General features: G+C 73.3%; 18 protein-coding genes. 11 read left to right on the top strand and 7 right to left on the bottom strand.

The annotated features are described in order from the left end of the window. Positions 1–2 precede the first annotated feature (2 nt). The 6 genes from ABEB07_RS04530 (at position 3) to ABEB07_RS04505 (ending at position 5715) form a co-directional block, all read left to right on the top strand. Positions 3–1358: a sulfate adenylyltransferase subunit 1 gene (locus ABEB07_RS04530; RefSeq protein ID WP_345667112.1), complete on the top strand. Its 1356-nt coding sequence runs from the start codon at positions 3–5 to the stop codon at positions 1356–1358. A gap of 226 nt (positions 1359–1584) precedes the next feature. Beyond that, positions 1585–2697 carry an ABC transporter substrate-binding protein gene (locus ABEB07_RS04525; protein WP_345667111.1) on the top strand — a complete coding sequence of 371 codons (1113 nt, stop codon included), beginning with the start codon at positions 1585–1587 and terminating at the stop codon, positions 2695–2697. Positions 2698–2733: 36 nt separating this feature from the next. Then, positions 2734–3513, top strand: coding sequence for an ABC transporter ATP-binding protein (locus ABEB07_RS04520; protein ID WP_164586197.1), 780 nt, complete (start codon positions 2734–2736; stop codon positions 3511–3513). Then, positions 3500–4390, top strand: a complete 891-nt coding sequence (locus tag ABEB07_RS04515) for an ABC transporter permease (RefSeq protein ID WP_176150972.1) — start codon at positions 3500–3502, stop codon at positions 4388–4390. Before ABEB07_RS04520 ends, ABEB07_RS04515 begins: the two co-directional genes overlap by 14 nt. A 6-nt stretch (positions 4391–4396) precedes the next feature. After that, the gene (locus tag ABEB07_RS04510) at positions 4397–5140 is read left to right on the top strand and encodes a sirohydrochlorin chelatase (protein WP_345667110.1); all 744 of its coding nucleotides are present in this window, start codon (positions 4397–4399) and stop codon (positions 5138–5140) included. A 134-nt stretch (positions 5141–5274) separates the two neighbouring features. Continuing rightward, a complete protein-coding gene (locus ABEB07_RS04505; RefSeq protein WP_176150970.1) occupies positions 5275–5715 on the top strand; it encodes a hypothetical protein in 441 nt (146 codons plus the stop codon). Positions 5716–5802: 87 nt separating this feature from the next. Here ABEB07_RS04505 and ABEB07_RS04500 read toward each other — a convergent pair whose 3' ends face one another. Further along, positions 5803–6831: a ketopantoate reductase family protein gene (locus tag ABEB07_RS04500; RefSeq protein ID WP_345667109.1), complete on the bottom strand. Its 1029-nt coding sequence runs from the start codon at positions 6829–6831 to the stop codon at positions 5803–5805. A gap of 47 nt (positions 6832–6878) precedes the next feature. Further along, positions 6879–7433: a DUF1697 domain-containing protein gene (locus ABEB07_RS04495; protein ID WP_176150968.1), complete on the bottom strand. Its 555-nt coding sequence runs from the start codon at positions 7431–7433 to the stop codon at positions 6879–6881. 448 nt (positions 7434–7881) lie between these two features. Here ABEB07_RS04495 and ABEB07_RS04490 point away from each other — a divergent pair, with 448 nt between their 5' ends. Further along, on the top strand, positions 7882–10128 hold the full coding sequence (locus ABEB07_RS04490) for an MMPL family transporter (protein WP_345667108.1): 2247 nt from the start codon (positions 7882–7884) through the stop codon (positions 10126–10128). 168 nt (positions 10129–10296) lie between these two features. On the opposite strand, the gene mgt is transcribed toward ABEB07_RS04490, so the two are convergent. Next, positions 10297–11541: a macrolide-inactivating glycosyltransferase gene (mgt, locus tag ABEB07_RS04485; RefSeq protein WP_345667107.1), complete on the bottom strand. Its 1245-nt coding sequence runs from the start codon at positions 11539–11541 to the stop codon at positions 10297–10299. A gap of 69 nt (positions 11542–11610) precedes the next feature. Between mgt and ABEB07_RS04480 the strand changes: the two genes are divergently transcribed. Further along, a complete protein-coding gene (locus tag ABEB07_RS04480; protein ID WP_345667106.1) occupies positions 11611–12474 on the top strand; it encodes a phosphotransferase enzyme family protein in 864 nt (287 codons plus the stop codon). A 43-nt stretch (positions 12475–12517) separates the two neighbouring features. Here the strand turns inward: ABEB07_RS04480 and ABEB07_RS04475 are convergent, their stop codons facing one another. From ABEB07_RS04475 to ABEB07_RS04465, 3 genes are all read right to left on the bottom strand, one after another. Further along, positions 12518–12928 (bottom strand): RidA family protein, encoded by a 411-nt coding sequence (locus tag ABEB07_RS04475; RefSeq protein WP_345667104.1) that lies wholly within the window; start codon positions 12926–12928, stop codon positions 12518–12520. A 95-nt stretch (positions 12929–13023) separates the two neighbouring features. Then, positions 13024–13746, bottom strand: a complete 723-nt coding sequence (locus ABEB07_RS04470; protein ID WP_345667103.1) for a 3'-5' exonuclease — start codon at positions 13744–13746, stop codon at positions 13024–13026. 129 nt (positions 13747–13875) lie between these two features. Continuing rightward, positions 13876–15144: an SAV2148 family HEPN domain-containing protein gene (locus ABEB07_RS04465; protein WP_164583169.1), complete on the bottom strand. Its 1269-nt coding sequence runs from the start codon at positions 15142–15144 to the stop codon at positions 13876–13878. A gap of 280 nt (positions 15145–15424) precedes the next feature. Here ABEB07_RS04465 and glgX point away from each other — a divergent pair, with 280 nt between their 5' ends. From glgX to ABEB07_RS04450, 3 genes are all read left to right on the top strand, one after another. Continuing rightward, positions 15425–17542: a glycogen debranching protein GlgX gene (gene glgX, locus ABEB07_RS04460; protein WP_345667102.1), complete on the top strand. Its 2118-nt coding sequence runs from the start codon at positions 15425–15427 to the stop codon at positions 17540–17542. Positions 17543–17664: 122 nt separating this feature from the next. Further along, positions 17665–20031, top strand: coding sequence for a malto-oligosyltrehalose synthase (gene treY, locus ABEB07_RS04455; protein ID WP_345667101.1), 2367 nt, complete (start codon positions 17665–17667; stop codon positions 20029–20031). A gap of 153 nt (positions 20032–20184) precedes the next feature. Further along, positions 20185–21435, top strand: a complete 1251-nt coding sequence (locus ABEB07_RS04450; RefSeq protein ID WP_345667100.1) for a M14 family zinc carboxypeptidase — start codon at positions 20185–20187, stop codon at positions 21433–21435. 95 nt (positions 21436–21530) lie between these two features. On the opposite strand, the gene ABEB07_RS04445 is transcribed toward ABEB07_RS04450, so the two are convergent. Further along, positions 21531–22079: an SSI family serine proteinase inhibitor gene (locus tag ABEB07_RS04445; protein WP_345667099.1), complete on the bottom strand. Its 549-nt coding sequence runs from the start codon at positions 22077–22079 to the stop codon at positions 21531–21533. Positions 22080–22324: the final 245 nt, after the last annotated feature.

Below are 22324 nucleotides of genomic sequence, written 5' to 3'. Positions count from 1 at the left end.
CCATGTCGAGCACCACCGAACCCGCCGAGCCGCTGTCGGTCGAGCAGCTGTCGGAGACCACCCTGCTGCGCTTCGCCACCGCCGGGTCCGTCGACGACGGCAAGTCCACCCTGGTGGGCCGGCTGCTGCACGACTCCAAGTCGGTCCTCGCCGACCAGCTGGAGGCCGTCGAGCGGGCCTCGGCCGGCCGCGGCCAGGACGGCCCGGACCTCGCGCTGCTCACCGACGGCCTGCGCGCCGAGCGCGAGCAGGGCATCACCATCGACGTGGCCTACCGCTACTTCGCCACGCCGCGCCGCCGGTTCATCCTGGCCGACACGCCGGGCCATGTGCAGTACACCCGCAACATGGTCACCGGCGCCTCCACCGCCGAGCTGACGGTGATCCTGGTCGACGCCCGCAACGGCGTGGTCGAGCAGACCCGCCGGCACGCCGCGATCGCCGCGCTGCTGCGGGTCCCGCACGTGGTCCTCGCGGTCAACAAGATGGACCTCGTCGACTACCGCGAGGCCGTCTTCGCCCGGATCGCCGAGGACTTCACGGCGTACGCCACCGAGCTGGGCGTCCCCGAGGTCACCGCCATCCCGATCTCCGCGCTGGCCGGCGACAACGTGGTGGAGCCGTCCTCGGTCATGGACTGGTACGGCGGCCCGACCGTGCTGGAGCACTTGGAGACGGTGCCGGTCAGCCACGACCTCAGCCACTGCCACGCCCGGCTGCCGGTGCAGTACGTGATCCGCCCGCAGACCGCCGAGCACCCCGACTACCGGGGCTACGCCGGTCAGATCGCCGCCGGCACGTTCCGGGTCGGCGACGAGGTCACCGTGCTGCCGTCGGGCCGCACCTCGAAGATCTCCGGCATCGACCTGCTCGGCGAGCCGGTGCGGGTGGCCTGGACGACGCAGTCGGTGACCGTGCTGCTCCAGGACGACATCGACGTCTCGCGCGGCGACCTGATCGTGCCGAGCAAGGACGCGCCGGCGACCATCCAGGACGTCGAGGCGACCGTCTGCCACGTCGCCGACGCGCCGCTGACCGTGGGCCACCGGGTGCTGCTCAAGCACGGCACCCGCACCGTCAAGGCGATCGTCAAGGACATCCCGTCCCGGCTCACCCTGGACGACCTCTCCCTGCACCCGCACCCGGGCCGGCTCGTCGCCAACGACATCGGCCGGGTGAAGATCCGCACCGCCGAGCCGCTGCCGGTCGACTCCTACGCCGACTCGCGCCGGACCGGCTCGTTCATCCTGATCGACCCCAGCGACGGCACTACGCTGACCGCGGGCATGGTCGGCGAGTCGTTCGCCGCGCCGGACCCGGTCAAGGACGCCGCTGACGAGGACGGCTGGGACTTCTGACGATGACCTCCCGCGACTTCTACTCCACGTTCGCCAAGGAAGGCGGCCGCGTCGGCAGCGGCGCCCTCGGCAGCGGGCAGGGCGGAGTGGCCCGATGTGTGCGCTGACGTACGCGCACCGCTCGCGCGCCCTCACCCCCCACCGCCGAAGTAGACGAAGACCTGCCGACCTCCCGGCCACGACCTGAGAGACCGTGACCGCCGGGCCTCCGAGAGGACAGCCTCCCGTGCCTGTCAACACCTCCGCCATACTCCGCCGCACCCTCGCCGCGGCCGTCGCCCTGCCGCTCCTCACGCTCACCGCGTGCAGCTACGGCTCCAAGGCCAAGGACGACGACCCCGGTCAGAAGGTCGCCGCCGGGGCGAAGAAGATCGACGGACTCGACTCCGTCAAGATCGGTTACTTCGGCAACCTGACGCACGCCACCGCTCTGGTCGGCCAGCAGAAGGGCTTCTTCCAGAAGGAGCTGGGCGCCACCAAGGTCAAGCCGTCGGTCTTCAACGCCGGCCCCTCCGAGATCGAGGCGCTGAACGCGAAGTCCATCGACATCGGCTGGATCGGCCCGTCCCCGGCGATCAACGGCTACACCAAGTCCGACGGCAAGGGCCTCAGGATCATCGGCGGTTCGGCGTCCGGCGGCGTCAAGCTGGTGGTGAACCCGAAGAAGATCACGTCCCTGAAGGACGTCAAGGGCAAGAAGATCGCCACCCCGCAGCTCGGCAACACGCAGGACGTGGCGTTCCTCAACTGGATCGCCGAGCAGGGCTGGAAGGTCGACGCGCAGAGCGGCAAGGGCGACGTGTCGGTGGTGCGCACCGACAACAAGGTCACCCCGGACGCCTTCAAGTCCGGTTCCATCGACGGCGCCTGGGTGCCGGAGCCGACCGCGTCCAAGCTGGTCGCCGAGGGCGGCAAGACGCTCCTGGACGAGTCCACGCTGTGGCCGGACAAGAAGTTCGTGATCACCAACATCATCGTCCGGCAGGACTTCCTCAGGGACCACCCCGAGGCCGTCGAGGCGGTGCTGAAGGCCTCGGTCGAGACCAACAAGTGGATCAACGCCAACCCCGAGGAGGCGAAGGCCGCCGCCAACAAGCAGCTGGCCGCCGACTCCGGCAAGGCGCTGCCCGCCGCCGTCCTGGACCCGGCGTGGAAGTCCATCCAGTTCATCGACGACCCGCTGGCCGCCACCCTCAACACCGAGGCGGAGCACGCGGTGAAGGCCGGTCTGCTCAAGCAGCCCAAGCTGGACGGCATCTACGACCTCACCCCGCTGAACAAGGTCCTCAAGGCCGCGGGCGAGCCCACCGTCAGCGACGCCGGTCTCGGCGTCAAGTAGAGCCCGTAGCCCAGTAGTTCCCAGGAGGTGACGACCATGGCCACGACCTTCGCCAAGGCCGCCGAGTCCGTAGAGCACGCGGCGCGCCTTGAGAACGTCTCGAAGTCCTTCGCGGCTCCGGGCGGGCAGCAGCTGGTCCTGGACGACATCACGCTCGATGTCGCCCCGGGCGAGTTCGTCACCCTCCTGGGAGCCTCGGGCTGCGGCAAGTCCACGCTGCTCAACCTGGTGGCGGGCCTGGACCGGCCCACCGCCGGCTCCATCACCACGGACGGCCGCCCCGCCCTGATGTTCCAGGAGCACGCCCTGTTCCCGTGGCTGACCGCGGGCAAGAACATCGAACTCGCCCTGAGACTGCGCGGCGTCGCCAAGCCGGAGCGCCGCGGCCGGGCCGAGGAACTGCTCGAACTGGTCCGGCTCAAGGGCGCGTACGGCAAGCGGGTGCACGAGCTGTCGGGCGGTATGCGCCAGCGGGTGGCGATGGCCCGGGCGCTCGCCCAGGAGAGCAACCTGCTTTTGATGGACGAGCCGTTCGCGGCCCTGGACGCCATCACCCGGGACGTGCTGCACGACGAGCTGACCCGGATCTGGCAGGAGACCGGCGTCTCCGTCCTGTTCGTCACGCACAACGTGCGCGAGGCGGTGCGGCTCGCCCAGCGGGTGGTGCTGCTGTCCTCCCGTCCGGGCCGGGTCGCCCGCCAGTGGACGGTGGACATACCGCAGCCGCGCCGCATCGAGGACGCGCCGGTCGCGGAGCTGTCCCTGGAGATCACCGAAGTCCTGCGTGGGGAGATCCGCCGCCATGGCCAGCACTGAGACGAAGACGGCGCAGGGCGCCGAACTGGCCGGCGTGGAGGCCGGACTCGACGCGCTGGAGGCCGCCGACAGCGGCCGCACCCCGTTCCGGCAGACCTTCGTCAGCAAGATCCTGCCGCCCGCCGTGGCGGTCGTGCTGGTCCTGCTGGCCTGGCAGGCGCTGATCACCTTCAAGGTGGTCGACGACCCGACCAAGCTGCCCTCGCCGTCCGACGTGGGCGCCGCGTTCAAGGACGCCTGGCTCCAGGGCGACCTGCTCGGCTACATCTGGACCTCCGTCTCGCGCGGTCTGCTCGGCTTCCTGTTCGCGCTGGCGATCGGCACCCCGCTGGGGCTGCTGGTGGCGCGGGTGAAGTCCGTGCGCGCCGCGATCGGCCCGGTGCTGTCCGGGCTCCAGTCGCTGCCGTCGGTGGCGTGGGTGCCGCCCGCCGTGGTGTGGCTCGGGCTGAACAACTCGATGATGTACGCGGTGATCCTGCTCGGCGCGGTGCCGTCCATCGCCAACGGACTGGTCTCCGGCATCGACCAGGTGCCGCCGCTGTACCTGCGGGCGGGCCGCACGATGGGCGCGAGCGGCCTCAAGGGCGCCTGGCACATCGTGCTGCCGGCCGCGCTGCCGGGCTACCTCGCCGGCCTCAAGCAGGGCTGGGCGTTCTCCTGGCGCTCGCTGATGGCGGCGGAGATCATCGCCTCCTCCCCCGACCTCGGCATCGGCCTGGGCGCGCTGCTGGAGAACGGCCGCAACGCCCTGGACATGGCCATGGTGTTCGAGGCCATCTTCCTCATCCTCTTCGTGGGCATCGCCATCGACCTGCTCATCTTCAGCCCCGTGGAGCGCTGGGTCCTGCGCAGCCGCGGTCTGCTGGTGAGGAACTGACGTCCCGTGCACAGCGAACCGGTCCTGCTCATCGTCGCCCACGGCAGCCGCGACCCACGGCACGCCGCGACCGTGCACGCCCTCGTCCGGCGGGTGTCGGCGCTGCGTCCGGGACTGCGGGTGGAGACCGGTTTCCTGGACTTCAACGTGCCGTCCGTGCCGGGCGTGCTCCAGTCGCTGGCGGCCGAGGGCGTACGGGACGTGGTGGCGCTGCCGCTGCTGCTGACCCGGGCCTTCCACGCCAAGGCGGACATCCCCGCGGTGCTGCGCGCGGCGCCGCCGGGGCTGCGGGTGCGGCAGGCCGACGTGCTCGGCCCGTCGCCGCTGCTGACCGGCGCCCTGGAGCGCCGGCTGCGGGAGGCCGGGCTGTCCCCGGCCGACAAGTCCTCGACCGGGGTCGTGCTGGCCTCGGCGGGGTCCTCCGACCCGGAGGCGATCGCGGTGATCGCAGCAATCGCGCGGGAGTGGCGGCACACCGGTTGGTGCGCCGTGCGGCCCGCGTTCGCCTCCGCGTCCCTTCCGCGCACCGAGGACGCGGTGCACGAGCTGCGCGCCCTCGGGTGCGCGCGGATCGCGGTCGCGCCCTACGTCATCGCGCCGGGCCGGCTGCCGGACCGGATCGCCGAGGGCGCCCTGGCGGCCGGCGCCGACCTGCTGGCCGACGTCCTCGGTCCCGCCCCGGAGCTGGCCTCGCTGGTCCTGCACCGGTACGCCGCCGCCTCGTCCGGCCGGCGCTTCGCGGCGGCCTGAGCCCTCGGCCGGCCCGCCCGCACCGCCCTCCTCCCATAACGCCACAGACCCTCAGCTTTCGCTCAACTCCCTTGAAAGCAGAAGCAGTTGGCGCAGATGATCAGAGTGCACGATCAAACGGGAGGAAGTTCACAGTGCACCTGAAGACCACAGCAGCGACCGGCCTCGCGGCCGCGGCCCTGTTCGTCACGGCCGCGCCCGCGCTGGCCGCACCGGCCGGCGCCGCGACCACCAGGGCGTCCGTCGCCCCGGCCGCCGCGGCCAAGGCCCTCAAGACGCAGAAGTGCGACGAGCGGCACGACGTGAAGGTGTGCATCACCTACCGCACCAAGGGCAACGCCGGCGCGAAGACCAACCAGTTCGTCGCCTCGGTCAAGAGCTACAACAAGAAGTCCTTCAAGGCCCGGCTGACGGTCACCAACCAGAAGACCTGGCACAACGACAAGACCCCCGTCGTGAAGCGGGACGACTACGTCGAGGTCGTCAAGTCGACCTCGAAGAACGGCCACGCCTGCGCGGCCCTCTACGTGGGACCCAGCTCCCACTACCCGGCCTGGATGGCCTGCATCAACTGACCGCGCGCCGACCCGGCTCGTGAACACCGCGGGGGCGAACCGAACACGGTTCGCCCCCGCGGTGCGTGCCGCCCCGGCACGGTGCGCTCAGTGCCCGGCCGCCCGCTCGGCCTCCTCGGCCTCCTCGGCCAGCCGTGCCAGCTCGGCCATCGGCATCGAGCCCGCCGGCCTGCGGTCACGGGCGAAGGCGTTGGCCAGGTGCTGCAACAGCTCGTTCAGCGGTGCGGGGACGCCGTGCAGCCGGCCCAGCAGGACGATCTCGCCGTTGAGGTGGTCGGCCTCGATGGTGCCGGTGCCCCGGGTGAGGGACTGCCACGAGGAGCCGCCGCCGCGTTCGACGCCGCCCAGCGGCACCAGGGTGATCTTGTCGCCGCGCGCCGCGCGCTGTTCGGCCTCGCTCGCGTACAGGATGCCCGCGGCGTTCAGCACCCGCTCGCCCTCGGCGCGCACCCTGCCGTACAGGGCCCGCGCCGCCTCGCTGGTCAGGGGGCCGGTCAGGGCCTCCATCGCGTTGGCCAGGTTGCCGAGGAGCTTGGCGTACTGCCAGCGGGCCACGTCCGGTACGACGGGCGCCTCGAAGTGCGCCGCGGTCAGGTCGGCGGCGATGTCCCGCAGGACGTCGTCGGCGCCGTGCGGGTGACGACCCAGGTGCAGCATGCCGGTGAGCGGGGCGCCGGCCGCCGAGACGACGCCGGGTTCGACATGGGCGGCGGGCAGCCACACGCAGACGCCGTACACGTGCCGGAACCGGCGCAGGGCGATCCGCTGCCCCTCCACGCCGTTCTGCGCGCACAGCAGCGGCAGCCGCCGCGCCGCGGTGCCGCCGCCCTCGACCGGCGCCGGGCCCCAGGCCGCGAGGGCCGCCTCGGCGTCCTGGGTCTTGACCGCCAGGACCAGGACGTCGTCGGCGCGCAGTGCGCCCAGCTCGTCCGGCCCGGCCACGGCGGGCAGCCGGTACGTCAGCCTCCCCTCGGGCACCTCCAGCCGCAGCCCTTCGGCGCGCAGTGCGGCGAGGTGCGCGCCGCGCGCGACGAGCACCACCTCGCGTCCGCTCTGCGCCAGCCGTCCCCCGACCGCCCCGCCGACCGCTCCTGCTCCGATGATGATGTAGCGCATGCCGGAAGCCTGCCACGGCGCGTCACCGCCGGCGGCCCCGGCCCGGCTCAGGTCCGCGCGGGCGCCGTCAGTTCGACGAGCTTGCGGACGGTGTTCCAGTTGCGGCTGGTCGCGATCAGGTCCTCGGCGAGGCGGGGCCGGGAGAGCTGTGCGGCGAGCGGGGAGCGGCCGAGGCCGTCCGGGGCGTAGAGGTAGAGGGCGCGGTCGCCGAGCCGGAACTCCTCGGGCAGGAAGGCCGGCCGGTCGATCCCGGCGAAGCGGGCCGCCTCGACGGGGCCGGAGAAGTAGGTGACGTGGAGCTGCCCGGGCTGGAGGTCCGCGGCCGGGAACGGGCAGTTCTCGGCGACCGCCCGCAGGTAGGCGTGGCCGCGCACGATGACGCCGGCCCGGAAGCCGAACCGCTCCTCGACCGCGGCCGTCAGCTCCGCCGCCAGCGCCTCCTCGTCACCGCGGTCGCTGGTGAAGACGGCCTGGCCGCTCTGGAGGTGGGTGCGGACCGCGCCGTGGCCCAGCTCCGCGATCAGCGCGCGCAGTCCGGCCATCGGCACCTTCCTGTTACCGCCCACGTTGATCCCGCGCAGCAGCGCCGCGTACGTCGTCATCCGCCCACCCTAGTGCTGCGACCGGAAAGGTTCACCGGCTCGCGACGCCCGGCACGGCACCTCGCCGCGTTGTCGCACGACCCGAGTACATCCAGTACGCGGGTCATGCTCCGCCTTGCGATGCACCGCACCGGACGCCGCGAGCTTCCCGGCAAACCTTTCCGGCCGCAGCACTAGACGCCCGCGCCGCGGCCGGGTCGAACACCGCCGGCCGCGCCCGTCCCCTGATCACCTCCCCTGAGGAGCGGGGGTAGTTGTAAGGGGCCGCCGTCCTCCCCAGAGCGGAGGGTCCGGGATACGAGGGGAGGACGGGCGGCGGGCGCGGCTCACCGGGCAGCACGACGAGAAGGTCTTGTCCGCCTCATACGTTCATTACGGAAGGCGGCGGCAGGGGGCCGGCGCCGTGCGCAGGGGCCTGACGAACGGGCCTGGAGGGGGCAAGCCCGTCATGGGGAACCGAGGAACACGGGCGCGGGGCATCGCCGCGCGGGCCGGCGGCTGGAGCGCCCGGCACCGATGGGCGGCGGTCGGCATCTGGGTGCTGTTCGTCGTGGTGGCGATGGGGCTCGGCTCGGCCGCGGGCCGGGTGGACGTCAAGGAGAGCGACCAGCTCAGCGGCGAGACGCACACCGCCGCGAAGATCATCGAGGACGCGGGGATCAAGGAGCCGGCGAGCGAGTCCGTCCTCGTCCAGAGCCGGGACGGCTCCGCGCGGGCGAAGGACGCCGCCTTCCGCTCCGCCGTCGCCGACGTGGTCGAGGCGGTCGGCGCCACCGGCCGGGTGACCGACGTGAAGTCGCCGTACGACACCGGGACCGTCTCCAAGGACGGCCGCAGCGTGCTGGTGCAGTTCGACGTGCGCGGCGAGGCGGAGAGTGCGGGCGACCGGATCGAGCCGGTGCTGCGGGCCGTCGAGGGCGTCCAGAAGGACCACGCGGCGCTGCGGATCGAGGAGATCGGCGGCGCGAGCATGCAGAAGCAGTACGCCGACGCCTTCGGGAACGACTTCCAGCAGGCCGAGCTGTCCGCCGTGCCGGTGGCGCTGGGCATCCTGCTGATCGCCTTCGGCGCGCTGGTGGCCGCGCTGCTGCCGGTGGCGCTGGCCATCACGGCGATCGTGGCGACGATGGGCCTGATGGGCCTCGTCAGTCATCTCCAGCCGATGAGCGACACCGCCAACTCCGTGATGCTGCTGGTCGGCATGGCCGTCGGCGTCGACTACTGCCTCTTCTACCTGCGCCGCGAGCGTGAGGAGCGGGCCGCCGGACGGGACGCGGCGACCGCGCTGCGCATCGCCGCCGCGACCAGCGGGCGGGCGATCGTCGTCTCCGGCGTCACGGTGTGCGTGGCGATGGCGGGCATGCTGTTCACCGGGATCGCCGAGTTCGAGGCGATGGGCCTGGCCTCGCTGATCGTGGTGGCGGTCGCGATGGTCGGTTCGGTGACCGTGCTGCCGGCGCTGCTGTCGCTGCTGGGCGAGCGGGTCGAGAAGGGGCGGCTGCCCTTCCTGCGGCGGCGACGCGCCTCGGGCAGCCAGGGCAGCCGGTTCTGGACGGCGGTGCTGCGGCGGGTGCTGGCCAGGCCGGTGGTCAGCGTGGTCGTCGCGACCGGCGCGCTGCTGGCCGTCGCCGCGCCGGCGCTCGGCATGAAGACCTCGCAGCTCACCCTGGACCAGGAGTTCGGCGACTCGCTGCCCATCGTGCAGACCTACAACCGGGTCAACGACGCCTTCCCGGGCGGCTCCGAGCCGGCCCAGGTGATCGTCGAGGCCAAGGACATCAAGGCTCCCGAGGTGCGGTCCGCGCTGGCCGCGTTCAAGGAGCGGGCCGTCTCCTCGGGCGCCTCGCAGGGCCCGGTGGACGTCAAGCTGTACGAGGACCGGAACATCGCCTTCGTCTCCGTGCCGCTGGTCGGCGGCTCCGACTTCGACCGGGCCGGCGACAGCCTGAAGAAGCTGCGCGACGAGGTGCGGCCGGCCACGCTCGGCAAGGTCGAGGGCGTCCGGGCGCCGATCACCGGCCAGGTCGCCGGTTCGGTCGACTTCAACGACCAACTCATCGGCTCGGTCGTCCCGGTCTTCGCGTTCGTGGTGGTCTTCGCCTTCCTGCTGATGCTGCTGTCCTTCCGCTCGCTGACGGTCGCGATCACCTCGATCCTGCTGAACCTGCTGTCGGTGGGCGCGGCCTACGGCATCCTCGTCGCCGTCTTCCAGCACGGCTGGGGCGCCTCGCTGGTGGGCGCGGAGGGCGTCGGCGCGATCGTGACCTGGCTGCCGCTGTTCCTCTTCGTGATCCTGTTCGGGCTGTCGATGGACTACCACGTGTTCGTGGTGTCCCGCATCCGCGAGGCGCGGCTGCGCGGCCGGAGCACCAAGGACGCCATCCAGCACGGGGTGGTGACCACGGCGGGCGTCGTCACCAGCGCCGCGGTCATCATGGTCGCCGTGTTCGCGATCTTCGGGACGCTGTCCATGCAGTCGATGAAGCAGATGGGCGTGGGCCTGGCGGCCGCGGTGCTCATCGACGCCACGGTCATCCGCGGTGTGCTGCTGCCCGCGGTGATGTCGCTGCTGGGCGAGCGCAACTGGTACCTGCCCAGGTGGCTGCACCGGCTGCCCGACCTCACCCACGACGAGGCCCCGCCGGCGGCGGTCGCGCCGCCCGCGCCGAGGGAGGGCGAGCGGCTGGGGGTGTGAGCGCCGCCGGGGACTCGGGGTCGAGTCCCCGGTACGGGAAGGGCGGGACCCGCCGGCCGCGCGACGGCCGGCGGGTCCCGCCTTCGCGCACCGCCGCCCCGTCCGCCGGGCCGCCGGGTCTGCGCGACCTCGCGCCGTGCCCGACCCGCCGCGGTCCGCCGTGCCGGGTCAGCGGCGGTCGGAGGGCAGTTCGGCCTCGATCAGGTCGGCCGCCCGCCGGGTGCCGCCCTCCTCGGCCATGCCGGCCTGGATCTCCTTGAGCCGCCGGGCCACTTCGGGGTCGCCGGCCAGTGCGAGGCCGACGGCGCGCAGGGTCTCGGCGGTCGCCTCCTCGGTGTCCAGACGCCGGGCGACGCCGAGGCCCTGGAGCATGTCCGCGTTGCCGAACTGGTCGACGGCCTGCGGTACGGCGATCATCGGCGTCCCGGTGGCCAGTCCCTCCTGGCTGCCGCCGGCCCCGGCGTGCGTGACGAACAGGTCGGCCTGCCGCAGGATCGCCAACTGCGGTACCCAGGAACGCACTTCGACGTTGCCGGGGATCTCGCCCAGCTCGGCGGGGTCGACCTGGCTGCCGATCTGGAGCACCGTGTGCCAGCCCGGCAGCTCGCCGAAGGCCCGCAGGCACTCCCGGTAGAAGGCGGGCTGCCGGGTGAAGGTCGAGCCGAGCGAGACGAGGACCACCTTCTCCGCGCCGGCCGGCAGCTCCCAGGCGCCCTGCGCCGTACGGTCGCCCTGGCAGGCGCCGACGAAGGAGTACACGCGCTCGTCGACCCGGTCGGCGTGCGGCTGGAGGGCCCGCGGGATCAGGACCAGCGAGCGGCCGGGGCGGCCGGCGAAGTCGTCCGGGTGCAGGGTGATGCCGTTCTCCCGCAGCCAGCCCTCGAAGCGGGCGTAGTAGGCGCGGCCCCGTTCGGTCTTCCTGGGCCCGGCCCACATCGGTTCGGCGATCTCCTCCTCGTAGCCCTCCCAGGCGACGAGGTTGGGCGAGAGGGAGACGGCGGGCACGCCCCAGCGGTGGGCGAGGACGCGGGCCGGGTAGGAGGTGATGTCGTGCAGGACGAGATCCGGCTCGTCGCCCTCGTAGAGGTCGATCAGCTGGGGCAGGGCCTGGATCGCGTCGTTCAGGAACGGTTCGACGTTGTCCAGGAGCGTGGTCCCCCAGGCGGACGGGTCGTCGTCGGGTGTGGGCAGCGTGGAGTTCCACGGTTTCACCTCCGCGCCGGTCTCGGCGACCTTCTCCGCGAACAGCGGCGGGATCGCGTAGGTGACCCGGTGCCCCCGGGCGACGAGTTCGCGGATGACCTCCAGGCTGGGGTTGACGTGGCCGTGGGCGGCGACGGAGAACATGGCGATGTGAGCGCGACGGGTCATGTCCGGGAGCCTAGGCGAGACGAGACGTCTCGTACAACGCATTTACCGCGCACCTCTCCCACCAGTGCGGATGCGACACTGACCGTCGGATCACGGACCGGGAGGCGGACGATGGACGAGGCTCTGGCGCGGGGCGTGCTGGCGGCGGCGAAGGTGACGGCCGGGGCGGCGGACGAGGCGCGGCTGCTCGCGCTGGGCGAGAACGCGGTCTTCGCCGCCGGGGACCTCGTCGTCAAGGTGGGCCGGGACGCCGAGCTGCTGGAGCGCGCGCGGCGCGAGCTGCGGATCGCGGGGTGGCTGGCCGGGGCGGGCGTCCCCGCGGTGCGCGCCGCCGAGTCCGAGGCGCTGCTCGTGCAGGGGCACCCGGTGACCGTGTGGCACCGACTGCCCGAACCGGTGCGGCCCGCCGAACCCCGCGACCTCGCCGCACTGCTGCGCGTCGTGCACGCGCTGGACGCTCCCGGCTTCGCGCTGCCGCCCCGTGAACTGCTCGGCGGGGTGGAGCGCTGGCTGCGGCTGGCGGGGGACGCGATCGACCCGGCGGACGCGGCCTATCTGCGCGAGCGCCGCGACGGCTTCGCGGCGGCCGCCGCCGCGCTCACCCCGCAACTGCCGCCCGGCCCGATCCACGGCGACGCGCTCCCGCGCAACGTGCACATCGGGCCGGACGGGCCGGTCCTGGTGGACCTGGAGACCTTCTCCGCCGACCTGCGCGAGCACGACCTCGTGGTGATGGCCCTGTCCCGGGACCGCTACGGCCTGCCCGCCGAGGCGTACGACGCCTTCACGGCGGCGTACGGCTGGGACGTGCGGGAGTGGGCGGGCTGCTCGGTGCTGCGCGGCGCCCGGGAGACGGCGAGCTGCGCCTGGGTCGCCCAGCACGCCCCGGCCAACGCCAAGGCGCGGGCCGAGTTCGAACGCCGGGTGGCGTCCCTGCGCGACGGCGACGAGTCGGTGCGCTGGTATCCCTTCTGAGATACTCGCGCCCCGAAGCCCGCGCTCGACACGCGGTCCGACGTCAGTCAGGCAGCGCCACGGTGAGATCCACCTCGACGAGCTGTCCGGTGAAGCCCAGCTGGGCGACGCCCAGGAGCGTGCTGGCGGTGGTGAACGCCGGCCCCAGGGCGGACTCGGTGAGCCGACTCCACGCGGCTCCGAGATCGTCCCTGTCGTCGCTCCGCACGTAGATCACCGACCGCACCACGTGGTGCGGCCGGGCGCTCACCGCGGCCAGGGCGGTGAGCGCGTTCGCGACCACCTGGTCGATCTGCGTCTTAAGGGAGCCGGCGCCGACGAGGTCGCCGTTCCGGTCGAGCGGGCACTGTCCCGCCAGGTGGGCCGTGCGCCCCGCCTCCACCACCGTGATGTGGTGATAGCCGGGCGTCTCGTGCAGCTGCTCGGGGTTGAGGCGGGCGATCTTGTCGGTCATGTCCGCGAGTCTGCCCGGCGGGGCGCCGGCACGCACCGCGTTTTCCCGCCGGCCCCGGCGAGCGCTCCGCGGCGGCCCGAGGCCGGGGAGCAGGCTCAGACCCGCTCGCCCGTCAGCTCCCGCAGGGGCCAGTGCCCGTCGACCACCGCGGTCGGGTCGCCCTTGCGGCGCAGGAAGCCCTGGAAGTCGGCCGCCCAGGCGGCGTACCACTCGATCTGGGAGCGGTGCAGCTCCGCCAGGCCGAGGGAGGCCACCTTGGGGTGGCGGCCGGCTATCGCGCGGGCCAGCCGGGCCGCGGCGAGGGCGTCGGCCGAGGCGTCGTGGGCGGAGCCGAGCACGACGCCGTACTCCGTGCAGACCGCCTCCAGGGTGCGCTTGCCGCGCCGGTAGCGGTCGGCCCAGCGGTCGATGGTGTACGGGTCGAGGACCGGCCCCACGTCCGCGCCGCCGAGGCGGTCGGCGAGCGACGGCAGCCCGTACCGCAGCAGTTCGGCGGAGAGCAGGGTCAGGTCGAAGGCGGCGTTGTACGCCACGACCGGCGCCCCCGCCCGCCAGTAACCGGTCAGCGCCTCGGCGACGGCGTCGGCGACCTGATCGGCGGGCCGGCCCTCGGCGGCGGCCCGTTCGTTGCTGATGCCGTGCACGGCGACCGCGTCCGGCGGTATGGGAACGCCCGGGTCGGCCAGCCATTCCCGGCGCCCGGCCGGCTCTCCGTCGCGGACCTCGATCACGGCCGCCGTGACGATGCGCGCCGTCCGCGGGTCCGTCCCCGTCGTCTCCAGGTCGAAGCCGATCATCAGCTCCTGGTGCCAGCCCATGGCGGCCCCCCTTCTCGTGGTGCTCTCCCCCAGTGGTCCTCACCTTCGCACGGGCCACTGACAATCAGCCGCCCGCCGTCCGCTCGCCGTCCGCCCCGCGACCTCGCGCGGCCGGACATCGCGGGCACTTCAGGACACGGGTCTTGAATCGACCCACATGGTCTCGAACTCCTCGCGGTAGGCGGCGAAGAGGCCGCCCTCGTCGACCTCGCCCGGCTTGACCACCCTGCTGCCGTTGCGCAGGACGAACACCGGCGCCTCCATGCCCCGGCTGCGCCGCAGATAGGACTGGGTCACCGCGACGCCGTCCGCGCCGTCGCCGTCCACCAGGTAGGCCGAGACGCGCGGCGTCTCGTCGTAGACCTGGATCTCGAAGGCGCCCGGGTCGCGCAGCCGGGCCCGCACCCGGCGCATGTGCAGGATGTTCATCTCCACCGAGCGGCTCAGCTCGCCGCGCTTGAGCCCGAGTTCGCGCTCGCGCCGCTTGACCGCGCTGGAGGCCGGGTTGAGGAAGAGCAGCCGCACCCGGCAGCCGGACTCGGCCAGCCGCACCAGGCGGCGGCCGGAGAAGTTCTGCACGAGCAGGTTGAGGCCGATGCCGATGGCGTCCAGTCGGCGGGCGCTGCCGAAGATGTCCTCGGCCGGGAACCGGCGCAGCAGCCGCACCCGGTCGGAGTGGACGGCGACCACGTCGGCGTACCGGTCGCCGATCAGGTCCTCCACCGCGTCGACCGGCAGCCGCCGGGCGGAGGGCACGTCGCCGCCGGCGCCGAGGATCTCCAGCAGGCGCGCGGAGGCGCGTTCGGCCTGGGCGAGCACCGCCTCGGACAGGGCCCGGTTGCGGGAGACGACGTTGCGCGTCACCTCCAGTTCGTCCAGGGCGAGTTCGACGTCCCGGCGGTCGTCGAGGTACGGCTCGAAGCACGGCCAGTGCTGCACCATCAGCTCGCGCAGCTGGGGCAGGGTGAGGAAGCTGATGACATGGTCGTCGGCCGGGTCGAGCAGATAGCCCTTGCGGCGGCTGACCTCGCGGACGGCGACCGCGCGCTGGGCCCACTCCTGGCCGGCCGGGCCGGCCGCGGCGACCACCCAGTCCTCGCCGTGGACGGGTTCGTAGACGGGCCGCAGCACGGCGGCGACGACGGCGCGCAGCCGTTGTTCGACCAGATTCAGCCAGATGTAGGCCCGGCCGGCCCGCTGGGCGCGGGTGCGCACCTCGCGCCAGGCGTCGGCGTCCCAGTCCAGCTCCGGGCCGATGGCGCCGGCGTCCATCGGCCGGGCCAGGGACACCGCTCCGGGCGGGACGTCTGTGGAGTTCCCCTCGTGACCCTCGTCACCAGGGGGCAGCTCCAGGCCTCCCGAGCCCACCCGCGCACCGCCTTCCGCTCCCCCGAGCATCCCCGTCCCAACGATCAAGGAAGGGTACTCCGGGAGCGGTCCGGGACGCAGCCGGATGGGCCGCTCCTTTCTCAACTTCCCCACGGTTTACCTCCGTTCTGGTAGGCGTGCCCGGGCGGAGTGAGGATATTCATAGCGTTGACGGCACGGCCCCGGCGACGGTGCACGGCCGCCGCCCGGCGACGCACCCGGGCGAAGTCATAGGTGGCGCTCTCACTTTCGGGGACACTCGGGGCCAAGGCGCCACCCCCGGCGCCGCTCACCTGAAAGAGTCGTGTCCATGCAGGTCTGGCCTGGAGAGGCGTATCCACTCGGCGCCACGTACGACGGCGCCGGCACCAACTTCGCGGTCTTCACCGAGGCCGCGGACCGAGTAGAGCTGTGTCTGCTGCACGACGACGGCTCGGAGACGGCGGTGGAACTGCGGGAGAGCGACGCGTTCGTCCGGCACGCGTACGTCCCGGGGATCATGCCGGGACAGCGCTACGGGTTCCGGGTGCACGGCCCGTACGCCCCGGAGCGCGGACTGCGCTGCAACTCCGCGAAGCTGCTGCTCGATCCGTACGCGCGTGCGATCAGCGGTGCGATCGACTGGGGAGAGGAGGTGTACGGCTACCACTTCGACGATCCCGGGCGGCGCAACGACCTGGACTCGGGCCCGCACACGATGACGTCGGTCGTGGTGAACCCGTACTTCGACTGGGGCGACGACCGGCGGCCGCGGCGCGGCTACCACGAGACGGTGCTCTACGAGGCGCACGTCAAGGGCCTCACCATGCGCCACCCGGGACTGCCCGAGGAGCTGCGCGGCACCTACGCGGCCCTCGCCCACCCGGCAGTCATCGAGCACCTGACCGAACTGGGCGTCACGGCGCTGGAGCTGATGCCCGTACACCAGTTCGTGAACGACCACCGGCTGGCCGACATGGGCCTGTCCAACTACTGGGGCTACAACACCATCGGCTTCTTCGCCCCGCACAACGCGTACGCCTCCTGGGGCGACCGCGGCCAGCAGGTGCTGGAGTTCAAGTCGGCGGTCAGGGCGCTGCACGAGGCCGGGATCGAGGTCATCCTCGACGTGGTCTACAACCACACCGCCGAGGGCAACCACCTGGGCCCGACGCTGTCCTTCAAGGGCATCGACAACCCGCAGTACTACCGGCTCACCGACGACCCGCGCTACTACATGGACACCACGGGCACCGGCAACTCGCTGCTCATGCGGTCCCCGCACGTGCTCCAGCTGATCATGGACTCGCTGCGCTACTGGGTCACCGAGATGCACGTGGACGGCTTCCGCTTCGACCTCGCGGCCACGCTCGCCCGGCAGTTCCACGAGGTGGACCGGCTGTCGTCGTTCTTCGACCTGGTCCAGCAGGATCCGGTGGTCTCCCAGGTGAAGCTGATCGCCGAGCCGTGGGACGTGGGCGAGGGCGGCTACCAGGTGGGCAACTTCCCGCCGCTGTGGACCGAGTGGAACGGCAAGTACCGCGACACGGTGCGGGACCTGTGGCGGGGCGAGCCGCGGGCGCTGGCGGAGTTCGCCTCCCGGCTGACCGGCTCCTCCGACCTCTACCAGGACGACGGCCGCCGCCCGCTGGCCTCGATCAACTTCGTCACCTGCCACGACGGCTTCACCCTGCACGACCTGGTGGCGTACAACGACAAGCACAACGAGGCCAACGGCGAGGACAACCGGGACGGCGAGAGCCACAACCGGTCCTGGAACTGCGGCACGGAGGGCGACACCGACGATCCGGACGTGCTGCGGCTGCGGGAGCGGCAGATGCGCAACTTCGCCGCGACGCTGATGCTCTCCCAGGGCGTGCCCATGATCAGCCACGGCGACGAGTTCGCCCGCACCCAGCGCGGCAACAACAACGCCTACTGCCAGGACAACGAGCTGTCCTGGGTGCGCTGGCCGGAGGAGGGGGCCGAGGGCGAGGGCCTGCTGGAGTTCGTCCGGGCGATGGCCGCCCTGCGCCGGGACCACCCGGTCTTCCGCCGGCGCCGCTTCTTCCACGGCCGGCCCGTGGAGGGGACCCACGACGAACTGTCCGACGTCGCGTGGTTCACCCCGGAGGGCGAGGAGATGACCCAGCGGGACTGGGACTCGGCGCGCGCCTCGGCGCTGACGGTGTTCCTCAACGGCAACGCGATCTCCGAGCCGGGCCAGCGCGGGGAGCGGATCGCCGACGACTCGTTCCTGCTGATGTTCAACGCCGCGCCCAAGTCGCTGGACTTCGTGGTGCCGGTGGACCACGGCCGCCAGTGGCAGGTGGTCGTCGACACCGCGCGCGACCGGCCGCTGGCCGCCGACAGCGGGCGCAAGGTGCGCGCCGGCGACCGGCTGACCCTCCAGGACCGCAGCATGACCGTCCTCCAGCGGCCGGCCTGACTCTCCCCGAATTCACCCGTTCAGGTGAATTCGGTTCGTCGCCCGCCCGGGTGGGCCACCAGGTCCACCCGAGCGGTGCCGCGGGCGGCACGAAAGGCGGCCGGGCGGGTACGTAGCTCTCCATGACACCCGAGCGCACCGCACCCGTCGTGCCCACGGCCACCTACCGGCTCCAGCTCCAGCCCGAGTTCCCGTTCGCGGCCGCCGCCGCCGCGGTGCCGTACCTGGCCTCGCTCGGCGTCTCACACCTGCACCTGTCCCCCGTCCTTCAGGCCGTGCCCGGCTCCCCGCACGGCTACGACGTCGTCGACCACGCGCGCGTGCGCGACGAGCTCGGCGGCGAGGAGGGACTGCGGGCGCTGTCGCGCACCGCGCGCGAGCACGGGCTCGGCCTGGTCGTGGACATCGTCCCCAACCACATGGCGGTGGCGCCGCGGCACAACCGTGCCCTGTGGGAGGTGCTGCGCGAGGGCCCCGAGTCGCCGTACGCGCGCTGGTTCGACATCGACTGGGAGGCGCAGGGCGGCAAGGTGCTGCTGCCGGTGCTCGGCCGGCCGGTCGGCAAGGAGATCGGCGAGCTGCGGGTGGACGGCGACGTCCTGCGCTACTACGACCACGTCTTCCCGCTGCGCGCCGGGACGCGGAAGCTGCCGCTGCCCGAGCTGCTGGAGGCCCAGTGGTACCGCCTGGGGTGGTGGCGGCTGGCCCGCACCGAGCTGAACTACCGGCGCTTCTTCAGCATCTCCGAGCTGATCGGGGTGCGGGTGGAGGACCCGGAGGTGTTCGAGGCGACCCACGCCAAGATCCTCCAGCTGCTCGCCGAGGGCGTGGTGGACGGCCTGCGCGTCGACCACCCCGACGGCCTCGCCGACCCGGACGGCTACCTGGACCGGCTGCACACGGCGAGCGGCGGCCGGTGGACCGTGCTGGAGAAGATCCTCTCCGACGGCGAGCACCTCCCCGGCGCCTGGCCGGTGGCCGGCACCACCGGCTACGACGCGCTGCGCCACGTCGACGGCCTGTTCACCGACCCGGAGGGCGCCGCCGGACTCCTCGCCGAGTACCGTCGGTTCGCCGCCCCGCAGACCGACCGGGGCGGCGACTGGGCGGCGACGGCGCGGCAGGCGGCGTACGAGGTGATCACGCACGAGCTGGCCGCCGAGACGGACCGGCTGACCCGCGCGGCGCACCGGGTGTGCGCCGCCTCGCCGGACCCCGCGCTGCGCGACCGCGCGCCCTGGGCGCTGCGCACCGCGCTGCGCGAACTGCTGGTCCGCCTGGAGGTGTACCGGCCCTACGCCTCCGTGGACGCCTCCGGCGTGGTCACCGAGGAGGCGGCGGCCGAGGCCCGGCTCGCCTTCGCGGTGCCCGAGGAGGGCGAGGCGGTGGACGTCGTGCGCGATCTGGTGCTGGGCCGGGCCGGCACCGGACCGGACGCCGTCGAGTTCCGCACCCGCTTCGCGCAGACCGCCTCGGCGCTGCGCGCCAAGTCCGTCGAGGACACCGCCTACTACCGCTACGTGCCGCTGATGGCGGCCAACGAGGTCGGCGGCGAACCCGGGCGTCCGGCGCTCGACCCGCAGGACTTCCACGCGTACTGCGCCCGCGTGCAGCGCGACTGGCCCGCCACCGGCACCGTGGTCTCCACGCACGACACCAAGCGCAGCGCCGACGTGCGGGCGGCCCTCGCGGTGCTGACCGAGTGCCCGCGGCAGTGGGCCGAGGTGCTGGCCGGGGCGTCCGGCGCCGCCGCGCCGGCGCCCGACGGACAGCTGGCGTGGGCGGCCTGGCAGACGGTCTTCGGGCTCGGCCCGGCGACGGCGGGGCGGGTGCGCGAGGCGCTGCTCAAGCATGTGCGCGAGGCGGGCCTGCACACGAGCTGGACGGAGCAGGAGCCGTCGTACGAGGAGGCGGTCGAGCGGTTCGTCACCGAGGGGCCGTGCGGGGCGCCGGGCGAACCGGTGGCCGCCTTCCGGCAGGCGCTGGAGCCGCACATCCGGGCCAACGTCCTCGGCACCGCCCTGACGCACCTGACGATGCCGGGCGTGCCCGACGTCTACCAGGGCACGGAGGCCGAGTACCGGGCGCTGGTGGACCCGGACAACCGCCGCCCCGCGCACTTCCCGCCGCTCGATCCGGGCGACAAGGGCGCGGTGACGGCGGCGGCGCTGCGGCTGCGCGCCCGCCGGCCGGAGGTCTTCGGCACGGAGGCGACGTACGCGCCGCTGGCGGCGGAGGGGCCGGCGGCGGGGCACTGCGTGGCGTTCACCCGCTCCGGGCAGGCGCTGACGGCCGTGACCCGGCTGTCGCTGCGGCTGGCGGAGGCGGGCGGCTGGCGGGAGACGCGGCTGCCGCTGCCGCCCGGCCGGTGGGCCGACGCGCTGACGCCGGGACGCGTGTTCGAGGGGCGGGTGCGCGCGGACGAGCTGTTCGCGCGGCTGCCGGTGGCGCTGCTGGAGCGGGTGGCGGAACCGTCCGGGGCGCGGTGAGCGGTTCCGGGCGGGATCGGGCGGCCGCGGGCGGCCGGGTGTTCAGTCGGCCGGGCGTTCGGGCGGCCGGGTGTTCGGGCGGCTGGGTGTTCTTGACAGCCGTCCGTGTCCGTGGGGTACTGCGAAGGCGAAGCCTGGCGGACGAGTACGGGGGTGAGTCTGCTGCCGGAGCCGCGCTACCCCAGCGTTCCCGAACTGGTCTCCTCGGTTCGGGAACTGGCCGCGCGCCGCCCGCGGCTGTGCGGCCTTGCGGAGGTCGGCGCCTCCCGCGCGGGCCGGCCGCTGCACCTGCTGTCCGTCGGGCGCGCCCGGCGGGCCGTGCTGGTCGTCGCCGGCGCCCACGCCAACGAGCCGACCGGCGGCGCCACCCTGCTCGCCCTGGTGCGCCGGGTGGTGGCCGACCACCGGCTGCGGGCCGGCGTCTCCTGGCACTTCCTGCTGTGCGCCGACCCGGACGGCGCGCGCCTGCACGTGACGCCGGCCCCGCGCACCCTCTTCGACTACCACCTCGGCTTCTTCCGGCCCGCCGGCCCCGAGCAGCCGGAGTGGTCGCCCTCCGTGCTGCCGCCCGAGCTGCAACCGCCCGAGACGCGCGCGCTGATCGGCGTCGTGGACGCGGTGCGGCCCTACCTCCAGGTGTCGCTGCACGGCACCGAGCTGGGCGGCAGCTGGGTGCAGCTGACCCGGGACGTGCCCGGCCTCGCCGAGCCGTTCCGCAAGTCGGCGGCCGAGCTGCACATCCCGGTGGAGACGGGCGCCTGCGACGCCGCGGGCTGGCCGGTCTCCGGCCCCGGGGTGCGGGTGATGCCGGCGCCGGGCACGGACCCGGCGTATCCGAGCCTGCCGGACGACGCGCGGCACAGCACCTGGTACGCGGCGCACCGGCACGGCGGGATGACCGCGGTGGTGGAGGTGCCGATGTGGGCGAGCGACCTGGTCGACGATCCGGTCGAGCATCCGGACCCGGCCGGTGCGCAACGCCGTCTCGCGGACCGGCTGCTGCGGGACGCGGCACGGGTGGAGGCGGTGCTCGCCGGTGCGCTGCCCCGGCTGGACGGCCCCGAGGGGCCGCTGCTGCGGGCGGCGCGGTGGGGGCTCGGACTGGTGCCGGGGCTGGCCGCGGACTGGGTGCGCGTCCCGCCGGCCGAGACGACGATGTCGTACGTCGGCAGCGTGGACGCGTTCGGCCGCCGGCTGCCGCTGCGGGCGGCGGCGATGGCGCTGCGGGTGCTGCGGGAGGCCGGCGACCCCGCCGTGCCCGAGCTGGAGCGCCTGGTGGCGGCCTGGAGCGCGGCCTTCGCGGCCCGGTTCCGGGCCCGCTGGGTGCCCGTGGCCCACCAGGTCGAGCACCAGAGCCGTACGGTCCTGGCGGCGGCCCATCACGCTCGCGAACTGATGATCTGATGAAACGATCCTCCGCTTGACCGGAGGCGTCCTCCTCGGGCCCTCTCCGACCGGCGTCCGGGCACGCTCACCTGCCCGGACACCGGTGCGAGAGGTCACTGGTCGAGCGCGAACACGTCTCCCGTGCGGGCCCTCATCACGCACGCGTTGGGGAAGGTCTCCGTGTAGTCGATGGCGCGCCCCTGCCACTGGCCGCGGGCCTGGACGGTCACCGGGGAGTAGATCATCGAGCAGAACACCTCCTTGTGCGGGATGACGCGGATGTCGCCGTGGGCCGAGCGGATCTGGGCACAGGCCGCGGCGGCGTGCGGGTGGCCCTGGGGCGGATCGCAGCGCAGCAGGGCGCCGCGGCTGTCGCCGGTGCGGGCGTCGTCGCCGTGGCTGACCGTGAGGTAGAGCCAGTCGCTCTGGTCGACGGTGTGCCGGGGGTGCGGCCGCGTCTCCTGGTCGGTCCGGACGGCCGGGACGGTCCGGACGGCCGGGGTGAAGTGGCTGGAGTGGGCGGAGTGGGCGGGCTGAGTGGCCGGAGTGGGCTGGGCGGCGGCCTGGGCGGCCTGGGCCGGGAGCGTCGCCGTGAGCAGGGCGGCGGCCGCCGCGAGCGCGCCGCGCCCCAGCAGGGCCGTGGTCCTGGTGAAGTGATTCATGCCCGAGGTATCGGCACGACGGCCCGCGCTCCCCAGCCCCGGTCACTCGAACGGGAGCACCCGCGCGTGACGGGGGATCAGTTCCGGCCGGGTGGGCGGCCGGACGGCGTGCCCGGAATGAACGGAAAGGGACCGGCGTCGGGCGGAACCGGCGACACCCGCCGTAAAAGGGCGGATTCAGAAGCGGATTGATCTCGTTTGGCGCACCATGGACGGGCTACGTCACGGTGAGCAGACGAAGGGGA

Source organism: Streptomyces similanensis, from assembly GCF_039543625.1.
GTDB classification, from domain to species: Bacteria; Actinomycetota; Actinomycetes; order Streptomycetales; family Streptomycetaceae; genus Streptomyces; species Streptomyces similanensis.
This window is presented reverse-complemented; position numbering and strand designations above follow the sequence as displayed.